This window comes from Aquisphaera insulae, from assembly GCF_011064615.1.
In the GTDB taxonomy this organism is placed as follows: domain Bacteria; phylum Planctomycetota; class Planctomycetia; order Isosphaerales; family Isosphaeraceae; genus Aquisphaera; species Aquisphaera insulae.
Genome location: NZ_JAALJH010000048.1, coordinates 39,403 through 52,446 on the forward strand (window position 1 = coordinate 39,403; position 13,044 = coordinate 52,446).

A 13,044-nucleotide genomic window follows, 5' to 3' on the forward strand; every position below is an offset into this window, starting at 1 on the left:
CGGGCCGCGAGACTAGGATGAGGCTGAATGGGAATCGCCCCCCCGCGACAGATGTACCTACCTCCCCTCATCCTTCCTCAGCAGCGGCAGCGGGACGTAGAACGTCAGGTAGCGGTGGCCGTCGGTGAAGAGCTCGCCCTGGGGGCTCTCGACGAGGACGGTGGCCCGGCGGGTGATCCGGTTGATCCGGCCGCGGTAGGTGGTGCCCTCGAGGTCGAAGCGGACATCGTCGCCGACCCGGACGTCGAAGGCCACGGCGGCCTGCTCGCGGGGCGTGACCAGGTCGTGCGTCACCCCCTCGTGGCCGAAGATCCGCCGGGAGAGGCGGTGGAAGTTCTCGGCGGAGCAACTGGACTGCCCCCAGCCCAGGAACTCGGCCAGGTGCAGCAGCTCGTGCTCGAAGATCCGCTGCAGGGCCTCCAGGCGGTCGGCACAGACGAGGCCGCCGACGATCACCTCGCGCTCCACGTCCTTGAACGTGCCGAACAGGAGCGTGGTCGAGACCGAGATCTCGTACTCGACCTGGTGGACCGTCCGGCCGTCCTTCTTCCTCACCCTGCGGAACTGCCGCATCGTCTGGCCGCCCGCGCGAGTCAGCCGGCGGGAGAGCCGGAAGCCCATGGGATGGGCGCCGTCCTCCATGAGCATCTCGCCGAGCAGGCCGCGGAAGAACTCGCGGTCGTACAGCGAGAAGAGCGCCTCGAGGTCATCGGTGCCGATCATCGTGAAGTTGGGGGCGCGGAGCTGGGGCGATTGCTCGAGCATCGCGTCGTGGATCCGCCGGGCGCGGACCGCGACCTCCGCCGCGGGGAAGAGGAGCGCCGCGAGCTTCGCCTGACGTTCTCGCCCCGGCCCCGGGGCGTCGTCCGTGAGGGGATTCGGTCTCATCGCTCTTGCGGGCCTCGGTCCGCGTCGCCTGCTCATTCCGGCGGTTGCGTCGCCCTGGGGATCATCTGGATGCAGACGGGCATCGGCACCTTGATCGGGGCCCCCACCCGCGATAGCCCGCCGGTGGATCCGTCGATCCGGAAGACGACGATCGTGTCGGAGTCCTGGTTCTCCGCAAGCAGGCAAGAGCCCGTCGGGTCGATGGCGAAGTTCCGCGGCGTCTTGCCCCCGGTCGAGGCGTGCCCGGCGGCCGTCAGCTTGCCCGTCGACTCGTCCACGGCGAAGATCGCGATGCTGTCATGGCCGCGGTTCGACCCGTAGACGAACTTGCCGGAAGGATGCACGTGCACGTCCGCCGTGTAGCTCGTGCCGCGGAAGTCCGCCGGCAGCGTGGAGACCGACTGGATCTGCGTCAGCGAACCCTTGTCGGCGTCGTAGGCGAACGCGGTCAGCGTGTTGCCCATCTCGCTGATGACGTACGCGAACCGGCCGCTCGGATGGAAGGCCAGGTGCCGCGGCCCGGAGCCCGGCGGGACCGCGCCGAAGGCCGGATCGTTCGGCGTGAGGAGCCCCTTCTCGGCGTCGAGCCGATAGACCATCACCTTGTCGAGCCCGAGGTCCGCCGCCAGGGCGAACCGGTTCATGGGGTCCACGTTGATCGAGTGCGCGTGCGGGCCCTCCTGACGGCCCTTGTCGACGCTCGACCCCTCGTGCTGGATCGAGCACGAGGCCGGCTTGAGGTGGCCGTTCTCCGCGATCGGCAGGCAGGCCACCACGCCGTTGTTGTAGTTCGCCACCAGGACGTTCTTGCCCGTCCGGTCCACCGTGAGGTGGCACGGCCCGGAGCCGACGGAGGACTGCTCGTTCAGCTTCGTGAGCTTGCCGGTGACGGGGTGGATCGCCATCGCCGTGACGCCGCCGCCGGGCTTGCCCTGGAACCGCCCGACCTCGCTGACCGCGTAGAGCTCCTTACCGCCGGGGCGGATGGCCAGGAACGACGGGCTGGCGAGCTTCGCGACCGGGCCGTACTCCGTGACCTTGCCCGAGGCCGGGTCGAGCTCCAGGAGGTAGATCCCCTCGCTCGGCGTCTTCCCCCCGGTGTACGTCCCGACGTAGACCCAGTAGGTCCCCTTCGCGTCGTCCCGGGCGGTCGCCCCGGATCCTTCCGCCGCGCCGGCGGAGGGCCCTGCGGCGTTGGTCGCGATGGCGATCGCGAACGCCCAGGTGAAGGAGCCGATCGACCACACGGGACGACGATTCGCCGACGAGACGGGCATCGCAACTCTCCCTGCTCGGACGTGCCTCCAGGCCACAGACCGACGTTATCACAGGGGAAAGGGGCGGGCAAGGACCGCCCCGGCGCCTGCCTCGTTGCAATGCGCCCCTCGACCTGATCCGATGGGGCCGTACGAGGCACGCCGGGGCGTGAGGCCCGGCGGCGGACGATTGTGCGGAACGCGAGAGGACACGACCCATGGCGAGAGACGACGCATCTTCCCGTCGCTTCCTTCCTCCCCGGCTACTGGCCCTGACCGCGGCGATCCTGGCCTGCACGCCGGCGGCGCGGGCCGACGATGCGGCGATCACCGTCGAATCGCTCCTGCGGCGGATGGCCGACACCTCCTGGCTGGCGACCCCTCCCGCCGAGGGGGAACGCACGGTGCAATTCTCCAGCTACGATCGCGCCACGAAGCTGGTCGACGGCAAGATCGTCGACCCATTTGCGAATGGTGATGTCGGCAATTATCTCCGCATCGAGGGTGACGGCGGCCGTCGGGAATTCGTGCTCGCCGAGGCGAACGGCCCCGGCTACGTCTCGCGGATCTGGAGCGCCAATCCCGACGGCGAGCTGCGGATCTACGTCGACGGCGCCACGGTGCCCACGCTGGCGGCGCCGTTCCCCGCGATCACCAACGGCGAGGTCGCGCCGTTCGGCGGCCCCTTCGGCCATGACGCCTCGCGCGGGCGGAACCTCTATTTCCCATTCCCGTTCGCGAGGTCGATCAAGATCACGACGACCACGGGCAAGCAGTATTTCCAGGTCAGCGTGACGACGTTCGCCCCGGGGACGAAGGTGGAGAGCTACTCGCCGGGGGTCCTGAAGCGAGCGGAGCCGGTCGTCGAGGAGGTCCGGCGGGCGCTCCTCGATCCGGACCATCGCAGGGCTCGAGGCACCTGGCATCACGGGACGACCGTGACCGTGCCCGCGGGAGGGGAGGCCGTCGTGATGTCGCGCGACGAGGCCTCCGCGATCGGCCGGATCCTGGCGGCGGTGCAGGGGAGCGAGGGCGCGGAGCGGGACGAGGCCCTGGCGCGGACGCTGCTGACGATCGCCTTCGACGGCGCGGAGACGCCCCAGGTCGCCGCGCCGCTCGGCGACTTCTTCGGCACCGGCCCGGGCCTCAACGCCTTCGAGTCGGTCATCCACACCGTCAGGGCCGACGGCACGATGATCGCCCGCTGGTACATGCCCTACCGCAAGTCCGTCCGCATGAAGCTCCGGAACTTCGGCACGACGCCGCTGACGGTCCGGTTCGCGATCGTCGGCAGCGAGCACGAGCCCCCCGCCGATCCGCTCACCTTCCACGCCCGCTGGCGGCAGCAGGACGACGTCCCGACGAAGAAGGGTGAAGGCACGCTCGACTGGCCGTCGCTCCGCGCTCAAGGGACACCCGGCCGATTCGTCGGCCTGCAATTGAACATTCATAACCCCGTCTCGGCCTGGTGGGGCGAGGGGGACGAGAAGATCTACGTCGACGGCGAGAGCTTCCCCAGCACCATCGGCACCGGGACCGAGGACTACTTCGGCTACGCCTGGGGCAGCCCCGTGCCCTACTCCAACGCCTTCCACGCGCAGACGCGATGCGACGGGCCCGGCAGCAAGGGGAACAACAGCGAGATCCGCTACCAGGTCCTGGACGCGGTGCCGTTCCATTCGTCGCTGGCCTTCGACATCGAGCTCTGGCACTGGGAGGCCGTGAAGGTCCAGTTCGCGACGCTCGCCTACTTCTACGCCGGGGCCGGCGCGAAGGTGGAGCCGGGCGTGCCCGACCTGTCGGGCCGGAAGGTCCACCCGAAGCCGCCCATCCACCGCGAGCCGGGCGTCGTCGAGGGCGAGCGGATGAAGGTCCTGGGCAAGACCGCGGGCGACGTCACCGAGCAGGCGATGGGGGGCTTCGGCGAGTCCTGGTCGGGCGACTCCCAGCTCATCTGGCCGGTCCGCGAGTCCGGCGCCACGCTCGAGCTGGAGCTGCCCGTGGCCAAGGCCGGGTCCTACGACCTGGCCGCCGCCTTCACGAAGGCCGGCGACTACGGCGCCTTCGGCCTGACCCTCGACGGCAAGCCGCTCCAGGCCATCGACCTCTACGAGCCGGCGCCGCGGGTCGTCCACACCGGCCCGGTGCCCCTGGGCAAGGTCACCCTCGACGCGGGCAACCACGTCCTGGGCGTCCGCGTCACGGGCAAGAACCCGAGCAGCACCGGCTACCTCTTCGGCCTGGACTGGGTCAAGCTGACTCCGGTCCCAGCCAGGTGAATGTGTGTTCGTAACTTGTAGGGTGTGTCAAGCGGGGCGCGGACGCACCGGACCACCGCGTCATGTGGAGCATGCGACGATGCCGGCGGACATGACCACCGCCTTGCGAGTCGTCACGAGCCTTCTGTGCTGACGAGCCGATCCGGTGCGTCCGCGCCGCGCTTGACGCACCCTACAAAAGAGCGAAAACACGAGCAATCGATCAGGGTGTTGCCTTCCCCGCCGCCCGCCGGCTGTACGCCTTCGCGTGGACCTCCCGGGCGGCGGCGACGAGCTCGGGGTAGGGGGTGTCGGTGACGCTCAGGAAGCCGATGTTGTAGTTCTCACCGTCGTAGGAGCGGCCGGTGATCGGCTCGTCGACGTACTGGAACCAGTGGCAGCCGACGAGCGCGGGGTGGTCCAGGACGCTGCCGACGTACTCGCGGTAGATCGCCGCCCGCTCGTCCTGGCTCGATGCCGAGACAAGCCCGGTGTGGAACATCCCCCGGTCGAGCGCGCCGACGTGGAATTCGCCGATGATCGCGGGCTTCTTCAGGCCGTTCAGGAATCCCCACTTGGCGGGATCGACCTTGCGCTCGTAGATGTTGAAGCTGACGACGTCGCAGATCTCGGCCGCGGCGGCGATCGCCTCCTCGGTCCGCCAGGCGAACCGGCAGCCGAGGTACAGGTGGTCCGGGTCCTGGGCCTTCAGCTCGTCGCGGATCGTCCGGAAGTAGGTCCGGGCGAACTCGGTGACGAACGCCCTCAGGTCGTCCCGCATGGCGTCGGTCCACTTCGATTGCGACCCGGCGGGATGCCACGGGGCCTCGAGCGCCTTCCAGTCCGCGATCTCGGCCTTCCAGGCGGCGTTCAGCCTCGCGATCTCGGTGTACTTGGCCCGGAGCAGGCCGACGATCGCGCGCTTGGCCGGCGAGCCGTCCGCCGAGGCCCCGAGCGCCCCGATGGCCAGGCCGACGCGACCGGCCTGGTCGCCGAATCCGCCCCAGCTCAGCTCGTTGTCGACGAAGTAGCCGATGCACCACTCGTCCCCCTTCACCTTGGGGACGACCCGGGCCAGGCTGGCCTTCACGTCGAGGGCGAACTGCGGGTCGAACGGGTCGTGCATCTTGCCCCAGTAGTCCGAGCCGCTGCTGACCCGCGCGTGGTTGCCGTCGATGTTGGCGGTCGCCGTGTAGGGGACCTTGCCGTTCTTGTAGAACCGTGGATCCGACCAGTTGCCGATCGTGTTGAAGCCCCACGACGGCAGCCGCTCGAGCGTCCGTTCGCGCCAGGGCCTGAAGGCGTCGCGGCCGTACACGCGCTCGAGGTTGGCGGCGTAGAAGCTGAAGGTTCGGCCCTGCTTGACGGGGCCGGAATGGATGCCGAAGGCCATGCCGAAGTGGCGGGCCAGCGGGTCGGCCCGGCCGGGGAGGCTGGCGAACATGGACTCGCGCTTCTCGACGATCGTCTGCTCGCCCATCGTCACCACGTCCACGCCCAGGGACACGAACGGCGCGCCCTCGGGATCGACGAGCCACCACCGTCCGTCGCGGTAGGTCGTCCGGAAGAATCCGCCGGCACGTTCCCGCGGCCCGTCCTTCCAGCCGCCGAAGCGGTCGCGGTCCGAGGGCGCGGGATGGGCCCGGAGGTCGGCGGCCTCGGCCTCGTGGCGCGCCTTCAGGTCGGCGACGGAGTGGACCTTGCCCGGCCAGTCGGCGCGGGCGTACTGGCCGAAGCCGTCCACGATGCCCTCGAGCGAGGAGCTCGCCGCCGGCACGATCGACGCGGAGCGGATCTCGAGCGAGCGGGCCCGGGCCGGGCCGTGGAGGAAGACCTGGAACATCGTGATATGCGAGGGATTGAATGTCTCGTCGCCGAAGACCGTCAGCTCCCGGGCGCTCGACGCGCCGGGCAGCGCCCGCATCCCGTGGGCCATGGGGTCGACCTTGCTGAGGGGGAGCGTCAGGGTGGTCGTCTGCCGCGGGGGGAGCGTCGCATGGCCGGTCCGACAGTGGCGGATGCCGTCGGCCGACGGGTCGTCGTCGACCCGGACGTGGACCTCGAGCTCCTCCGCATCCAGATTACGAAGCTCCAGGGCGAAGGATCGCCCGGACCAGTCCCAGGGCTTGCCGCCCGGCGCGGGGAAGCGGATGTTGGGCCACTCCGCCGGCTCGAAGGTGACGCGGACCATCTCCGGCTTGGCCCCGTGTCCCGCCTGGGCGTTGCTCCGCTCGTGGGCCCACAGGTTCAGGGGCACGCCCCTGGCGGCGGGGCCGTCGGCCCGCGACGTCGCGAGCGAGAAGGCCGCAAGGGCGATGGACAGGACGGAGAGCATGGGCCGCGTCGTCATCGTTCGATCCTCATCGCGGACGGGTCGGGGCATGGAGTCTCCTCCCGAGTATAGTTCGGACGTTCGCCCGTCGTGAGATCCCACCGCGGCGGGCGCGGGGACCTCTCGTCGCCCTGGCTCATTGCAATGGGCCCCGGCCTTTGCTTCCATTGGGGGATTGCGACGCTGGCAAGTCCGCATCCGAGGGCGAAGAGAGAGGCGATCCATGGCGCGACACGAGGCATCCCCCCGCATCCGGCCCGCGCGGCTGGCACTATCGACGATCGCGGCGTTCCTGGCCGTCGTCGCGCCGTCGAGGGCCGACGACGAGGCCGTCACGGTCGAGTCCCTGCTCAAGCGGATGGCCGACACCCGCTGGCTCGCCTCGCCGGTCGCCGAGGGGGAACGCACGGTGCAATTCTCCAGCTACGACCGCGCCACGAAGCTGGTCGACGGCAAGATCGTCAACCCGTTCGCCAACGGCGATGCCGGCCATTACCTTCGGGTGGAAGGGGAAGGGGACCGGAAGGAGTACGTCCTGGCGGAGTCGCAGGGGCCCGGCTACGTCTCGCGGATCTGGAGCGCCAACCCGGACGGCAACCTGAGGATCTACATCGACGGCAACGCCACGCCCGTGCTCGCGGGGCCCTTCCAGGCGATCACCGAGGGCAAGGTCGCGCCATTCACCGCGCCGTTCGGGCATAACGCCTCGATGGGCCGGAACCTGTACTTCCCGTTCCCGTTCGCGAGGTCGATCAAGATCAGCACCACGAAGGGGGACCAGTATTTCCAGGTCGCCGTGACGACGTTCGCCCCCGGCACGAGGGTGGAGAGCTACTCGCCGGAGGTCCTGCGGCGAGCCTCGCCGGTGATGGAAGAGGTGCGAGAGGCGCTCCTGAACCCGGCGATGGGCCGGCCGGCCGACGGCGGCGGCTGGCAGTATCGAGGCGTCGTGGAATTGCCGCCCGGGGGCGAGGATGAACTGCTGGCCATGCCGCTGGCCGGCTCGATCCGCTCGATGACCGCGAAGGTCAACGGCGAGGACGTGGACGAGGCCCTGGCGAAGACCCTCCTGACGATCACGTTCGACGGCGCCGAAGCGCCGCAGGTGGCTGTCCCCCTGGGCGAGTTCTTCGGTTCCGGACCGGGCCTCAACCCGTTTCAGTCGGCCGTGCACACCGTCGCCAAGGACGGGACGTTGACCGCCCGCTGGTACATGCCCTTCCACAAGTCGATGCAGGCGCGCCTGAAGAGCTACGCGACGAGGCCGGCGCGGGTCGCCATCACGGCCTTCGGCGACAACGACGAGCCCCCGGCCGGCACGCTGACCTTCCACGCCCGCTGGCGGCAGCAGGACGACATCGCGACGAAGGGGGGCGACGGGACCATGGACTGGCCCTCGCTCCGGGTCTCCGGCGCGCCCGGGCGGTTCGTCGGGCTCCTGCTCGACATCTACAACCCGGTGAAGGCGTGGTGGGGCGAAGGGGACGAGAAGATCTACGTCGACGGCGAGAGCTTCCCCAGCACCATCGGCACCGGGACCGAGGACTACTTCGGCTACGCCTGGTGCAACCCCGAGCTCTACATGAATCCGTTCCACGCGCAGACGCGGTGCGACGGGCCCGGGAACAAGGGGAACAGCAGCGAGATCCGCTACCAGGTCCTGGATGCGGTGCCGTTCCATTCGTCGGTCGCCTTCGACATCGAGCTCTGGCACTGGGCCGCGGTGAAGGTCCAGTACGCGACGCTCGCCTTCGCCTACGCGGGCGACGGCGCCAAGGTCGAGCCGGGCGTGCCGGACCTCTCCGCGCGCAAGCTCCACGCGAAGCCGCCGATTTTCCGCGAGGCGGGCGTCCTGGAAGGGGAGACGCTGAAGGTCCTCTCGAAGACGGCCGGGGACATCTCCAACCAGCCCATGACGGGCTTCAGCGACGGCTGGTCGGGCGACGATCAGCTCTGGTGGCGGCCCGCCGAGGCCGGGGCCAGGCTCGAGCTGGAGATCCCCGTCGAGAAGGCCGGGACCTACGCCCTCTCCGCGGCGTTCACGAAGGCCTGCGACTACGGCATCTTCGAGCTGACGCTGGACGGCAAGCCGCTCAGGGAGATCGACCTTTACGCGGCGAAGCCGAACGTCCTCCACACCGGGGCCGTGCCGCTCGGCACAGCCGCGCTCGAGCCCGGCAACCACGTCCTGGCGGCGAAGGCCGCGGGCAAGAACGCGGCGAGCGTCGGCTACATGCTCGGCCTGGACTGGGTCAAGCTGACGCCGGCGGGGAATTGAATGTTCGTCGCAGGACTGGCGTCCGGCCCGGGAGGATATCCGTCGCGACCCGGCCTCAGGGCACCAGCTTCCGCCGTCGCCGTGTCGGCCCGATCGCCGGTGCCGGCGCGGGCCGGCCGGCCCTGAGGGCGTCCAGGGTCTCGATCACGGTGAAGGCGGCCTGGGGCTTCGCCAGCGCCAGGGCGTTGGCGTGCATCAGGTGGAGCTTGCCGGGATCGCGGATCAGGCGATCGATCTTGTACGCGAGCGCCGGCAGGTTGTTGGAGCGGATCGCGATGCCTTCCTCGAGGAGGTGGTCGGAGTTCCGCTCCTCCTGGCCGGGGATCGGGTTGATGACGACCATGGGGAGCCCCTTCGCCAGCGACTCGGACGTCGTCAGGCCGCCGGGCTTGCCGACGAAGAGGTCGGCGGCCGTCATGAGCTCGTCCATCTCGGTCGTGAAGCCGACCAGGTGGAAGGCCACGTTCGAGCGGCCGAGGCCGCGGACGGTGCCGGCCAGCCGCTTTCGCAGGTCCTCGTTGCGGCCGCAGACGACGACGGCCTGGGCCGCGGTCGAGAGCCGGCCGAGCGCCTCGATGATGTGCCCCACCGGGCCGACGCCGAAGCCTCCGGCCGAGACCAGGATCGTGAACGCGTCCTCGGCCAGCCCGTGCTTCCGCCGCATCGCCTTCGGGTCCTTCGGCTCGGAGAAGACCGGGTCGATGGGGATGCCCGAGATCGTGACGACGTCGCCGGGGAGCCCGAGCGCGAGGAGGTGCTCCCGGGTCTCTTCCATGGGCACGAAGTAGTGATCCGTGCCCCGGTTGAGCCACATGCCATGGACGTCGAAGTCGGTGACGATCACGGCGTTGAGGATGTTCATGTGCTCTTTCCGCTTGAGCCAGCCGATGATCTCCGAGGGGAGGAAATGGGTGCAGATGGCGACGTCCGGCTGGTAGTCGTTCAGCAGCTTGACGAACGGCCCGGTGTTGAGCCGGTCGAAGGCCAGCCGGATCTTGTCGTCCTGGCCCGGATTGTCCATCCGGTCGTAGAGCCAGCCGAGGACCTCCGGCGCCTTGTTGACGAGCTCGAGGTAGGCGCGCGAGTAGAGGTTCCGGAAGACGCTGTTGGTGTACTTCAGGACGTCCACGTTCTGGACCTGGGAGGCGAGGCCCCGGATCCGCAGGGCCTTCTCGATGGCGTCGGCCGCGCGGAGGTGCCCCGCCCCGGCGCTCGCGGACAGGACCAGGACCTTGCCGAGCATGGTTGCCTCCGATCGGATCGTCGCGGCGTGCGGGTTTCGAGATTCCCGGGATCGCCCGTAAGTCTAGTGGAAGTCTCGACTCATGTCTGCCGGCCCCCCCCGGGTGCGGGGCTTTTCGAGATTCCCCTGCAAGGAATTCTCGGACGCGGCAACGATATTGAGGAGCCATGGAAACTCTCAAGCCAGCCCCCACGACCGAAGCCGGAGGAGACGGCGAGCCGGACTGGCCGGCGGCCCTCTCCGCGCACGACCGCTGGCTGCGGCGGGTCGTGGCGTCGCGGGTGCGAGAGGACCAGGCCGTCGACGAGGTCATGCAGGAGGTCGCGCTCGCGGCGATCGCGCAGCGAGCCCCCTTGCTCGACCCTTCGCGGCTGGCCGGATGGCTCTACCGCCTGGCGATCCGCCAGGCGCTGCTGTATCGCCGCCGGGCCGGCCGGCGACGGGCCCTGATGGACCGCTACGCGGTTCGCGAGCCTCGTGGCGAGGAGGATTCGAGCCCCTCTCCCCTGGCCTGGATGTTGCACGACGAGCGGCGGGACCTCGTGCGGATCGCCATGGAGAAGCTCCCCCCGCGCGACGCCGATCTGCTGACGCTCAAGTACGCCGAGGGCTGGAGCGCCCGCGACCTGGCCGACCGCCTGAGCGTGGGGCTCGCCGCGGTCGAGGCGAGGTTGCACCGGGCGCGGAATCGACTGCGGATCGAGCTCGCGGCGCTCGCGGTTGAAGGTGAAAAGAGTCGAGGTCATGAAGTCTGAGGTTCGGCCCATGGAATCGCTCGATGCCCTGATCGACCGCATGGTGGACGGCCCGCTCCCTCCGGCCGAGCTCCGCGAGGCCGTGGCCCGACTGGACGGCGCCTCGGTGATCGAGGGCTGGAGGCGCTGCGGCCTCGCCTTCCTGGAGGCGCAGTGCTGGCGAGAGGCGATGGGCGATGATTCTGGTTCCTTGACCATGCGAGTGACCCCCGGCGTGGAGCGAGCCCTTTGTCCCCCGGGCGGGGCGAATCTTCCGGTCCCCTCCCCCCTCCGCGGGGGAGGGGATCAGAGTCCGCTCGCCGAACTTGTGGGCAAACCCGGGGCGGTGAGGGAAAGAAGAGTTCGCGCGATCACCGCTTCATGGAAGAGTGCCGTGGCGGCCGTCATCCTGCTCGCCCTCGGCGGCGGCCTCGGCTGGCTGGGGGCGACCGCGACCGCGACGCCGGCCCCGGAGCAACAATCGCCCGTGGTCGCGACGACTGCCGGGCCAGGGCCCGCGCCTCCGCTCACGCCCGGCCAGGTGCCCGGCCTGCCCGCCGACCGGATCCCGACCGTCCGCGAGGTCGCGAGGCTCCGGTTCGGCGACGGCCCGAATCACGCGGAGATCCCCATCCTCGACGGCCCGGGGCTCGATGCGCGTCGGCTCATGGAGCAGCCTCCGGCCGTCTCCGACTACCAGCAGGCCGCCCTCCGAGCGGAGGGTTACGAGCTGAGGCAGGACCGCCGGCTCCTGCCGGTCCGCCTGGGCGACGGCCGCACCGCGGCCGTCCCCATCGATCGCGTCCGGGTCCGTTACGTCGGGAATGAACCGCTGTAGATCCCGAGCGTGCCTCGTCGGTCGTGTCGTGTCGTGTAGGAGCCGGCTCCGTCCGGCGACCGGGTGAGCCCTGGCCGATCGGATTGCCCTCCGCGGCCGCGCTCGCTTTACGCCTCCCCTCGAAAGGAAAGGATCGAAGAATGCGATTGTGGAATGTCTGTGGAGTCGTGGGATGCCTGGGAATGGTTCTTGGGCTGGGTGCGCCGCCGGCCCGGGCGCAGCAATCGGCCAGGCCGCCCATTGAGCCGGTGGAGTTGAAGGGGCGCCTCCAGGGAACGATCAACGGTGACAGCAGCAACAACCAGGTCACGGCCTGGTTCGTGCCAAACGCGGCCGCAGCCCTCGCCGGCCCGTCGATCCAGCTCCTGCCCGCGGACGACGCCACGCGGGCCCAGCTCAAGCTGCCGGACGGCCGGGGCCTCATCGTCACCGCGGTCCCTCCCGCCAGCGCGACCGGGGTCCAGAAGGATGACATCCTGCTCCTCATCGACGACACCCCGCTCGCGAAGCCCCAGGACCTGGAGGCCCGCCTGAAGGCTGCGGGAGAGAAGACGCTCAGGCTGGACATCCTGCACGAAGGCAAGCCGAAGTCGCTGACGATCCGACCGTTGGTCGTCGCCACGTTCGAGGAGGTCCGACCGGCGCCTTCGGCCTACTGGATCGGCGTGCGGGTGACGCCGGCGAGCCCCGCACTCCGGAGCCAGCTCGGCCTGGAGGCGGATGGCCTCATCGTCGCCGAGGTCCTCAAGGAAGGCCCGGCGGTGAAAGCGGGCCTCCAGGCCCATGACCTCCTGCTCAAATTGGAAGGGCAGCCGCTCAAAGATCAGGCCCAGCTCACGGGCCTGGTGCAGAAGAGCGGCGGCAAGCCCCTGAAGCTGGATATCCTCCGTGCGGGCAAGCCCGTGCAGCTCGAGCTGACTCCGGAGCCCCGCAAGGACGAGAACGCGCAAACGACCAACTCGGAGCTGATCTACCAGGCGCTCGTCACCCACCCCGGCACGGTCTTCTCGGGACAGGGCCAGGATTTCTTCCTCAGCCTCGCCCCGGGCCAGGAGACGAACCGGTTCCAGACCGTCTTACAGGCGCCTCCCGCGGATCAACGGATCGACGCGCTCGCCGCCCAGGTGAAGGAATTGCAGAAGGCCGTGGAAGAATTGACCAAGGCGATCAAGGATCGCAAGTGAGCCACATGCCTTCGTGCGCAAGGAGACGGGCGG

Annotated in this window: 9 protein-coding genes; 5 read left to right on the forward strand and 4 right to left on the reverse strand. The window is 69.6% G+C overall.

The genetic code is table 11. The features are described from left to right. Positions 1-57: 57 nt before the first annotated feature. Together G6O54_RS22780 and G6O54_RS22785 are read right to left on the reverse strand one after the other, a co-directional pair. Positions 58-888, reverse strand: coding sequence for a SprT family zinc-dependent metalloprotease (locus tag G6O54_RS22780; RefSeq protein ID WP_165228381.1), 831 nt, complete (start codon positions 886-888; stop codon positions 58-60). A 32-nt stretch (positions 889-920) separates the two neighbouring features. Next, entirely contained in the window at positions 921-2,165 is a 1,245-nt protein-coding gene (locus G6O54_RS22785; protein WP_165228383.1) for a lactonase family protein, read from the reverse strand. A gap of 197 nt (positions 2,166-2,362) precedes the next feature. Between G6O54_RS22785 and G6O54_RS22790 the strand changes: the two genes are divergently transcribed. Continuing rightward, positions 2,363-4,423 carry a DUF2961 domain-containing protein gene (locus G6O54_RS22790; protein ID WP_165228385.1) on the forward strand — a complete coding sequence of 687 codons (2,061 nt, stop codon included), beginning with the start codon at positions 2,363-2,365 and terminating at the stop codon, positions 4,421-4,423. Positions 4,424-4,625: 202 nt separating this feature from the next. Here G6O54_RS22790 and G6O54_RS22795 read toward each other — a convergent pair whose 3' ends face one another. Beyond that, positions 4,626-6,785: a beta-agarase gene (locus G6O54_RS22795; RefSeq protein WP_165228387.1), complete on the reverse strand. Its 2,160-nt coding sequence runs from the start codon at positions 6,783-6,785 to the stop codon at positions 4,626-4,628. A 172-nt stretch (positions 6,786-6,957) separates the two neighbouring features. Here G6O54_RS22795 and G6O54_RS22800 point away from each other — a divergent pair, with 172 nt between their 5' ends. Beyond that, positions 6,958-9,012, forward strand: a complete 2,055-nt coding sequence (locus G6O54_RS22800) for a glycoside hydrolase family 172 protein (RefSeq protein ID WP_165228389.1) — start codon at positions 6,958-6,960, stop codon at positions 9,010-9,012. Between the two features lie 55 nt (positions 9,013-9,067). Here the strand turns inward: G6O54_RS22800 and G6O54_RS22805 are convergent, their stop codons facing one another. Further along, complete coding sequence (locus G6O54_RS22805) at positions 9,068-10,255, reverse strand: MGDG synthase family glycosyltransferase (protein WP_165228391.1); 1,188 nt, start codon at positions 10,253-10,255, stop codon at positions 9,068-9,070. A 167-nt stretch (positions 10,256-10,422) separates the two neighbouring features. On the opposite strand from G6O54_RS22805, the gene G6O54_RS22810 reads away from it, so the two are divergent. The 3 genes from G6O54_RS22810 to G6O54_RS22820 all read left to right on the forward strand — a co-directional run bounded on the left by G6O54_RS22810 (position 10,423) and on the right by G6O54_RS22820 (position 13,011). Next, positions 10,423-11,010: an RNA polymerase sigma factor gene (locus G6O54_RS22810; RefSeq protein ID WP_165228393.1), complete on the forward strand. Its 588-nt coding sequence runs from the start codon at positions 10,423-10,425 to the stop codon at positions 11,008-11,010. Further along, on the forward strand, positions 11,000-11,827 hold the full coding sequence (locus G6O54_RS22815; protein ID WP_165228395.1) for a hypothetical protein: 828 nt from the start codon (positions 11,000-11,002) through the stop codon (positions 11,825-11,827). Before G6O54_RS22810 ends, G6O54_RS22815 begins: the two co-directional genes overlap by 11 nt. Positions 11,828-12,009: 182 nt before the next feature. After that, the gene (locus G6O54_RS22820; RefSeq protein ID WP_165228397.1) at positions 12,010-13,011 is read left to right on the forward strand and encodes a PDZ domain-containing protein; all 1,002 of its coding nucleotides are present in this window, start codon (positions 12,010-12,012) and stop codon (positions 13,009-13,011) included. The last annotated feature ends 33 nt before the right edge of the window (positions 13,012-13,044 follow it).

Bases quoted from the DNA above. Each gene is read 5' to 3' on its own strand.
- G6O54_RS22815 (WP_165228395.1), top strand. From the start codon at position 11,000: ATGAAGTCTGAGGTTCGGCCCATGGAATCGCTCGATGCCCTGATCGAC.
- G6O54_RS22790 (WP_165228385.1), top strand. From the start codon at position 2,363: ATGGCGAGAGACGACGCATCTTCCCGTCGCTTCCTTCCTCCCCGGCTA.
- G6O54_RS22785 (WP_165228383.1), bottom strand. From the start codon at position 2,165: ATGCCCGTCTCGTCGGCGAATCGTCGTCCCGTGTGGTCGATCGGCTCC.
- G6O54_RS22820 (WP_165228397.1), top strand. From the start codon at position 12,010: ATGGTTCTTGGGCTGGGTGCGCCGCCGGCCCGGGCGCAGCAATCGGCC.
- G6O54_RS22795 (WP_165228387.1), bottom strand. From the start codon at position 6,785: ATGCCCCGACCCGTCCGCGATGAGGATCGAACGATGACGACGCGGCCC.
- G6O54_RS22800 (WP_165228389.1), top strand. From the start codon at position 6,958: ATGGCGCGACACGAGGCATCCCCCCGCATCCGGCCCGCGCGGCTGGCA.
- G6O54_RS22780 (WP_165228381.1), bottom strand. From the start codon at position 888: ATGAGACCGAATCCCCTCACGGACGACGCCCCGGGGCCGGGGCGAGAA.
- G6O54_RS22810 (WP_165228393.1), top strand. From the start codon at position 10,423: ATGGAAACTCTCAAGCCAGCCCCCACGACCGAAGCCGGAGGAGACGGC.
- G6O54_RS22805 (WP_165228391.1), bottom strand. From the start codon at position 10,255: ATGCTCGGCAAGGTCCTGGTCCTGTCCGCGAGCGCCGGGGCGGGGCAC.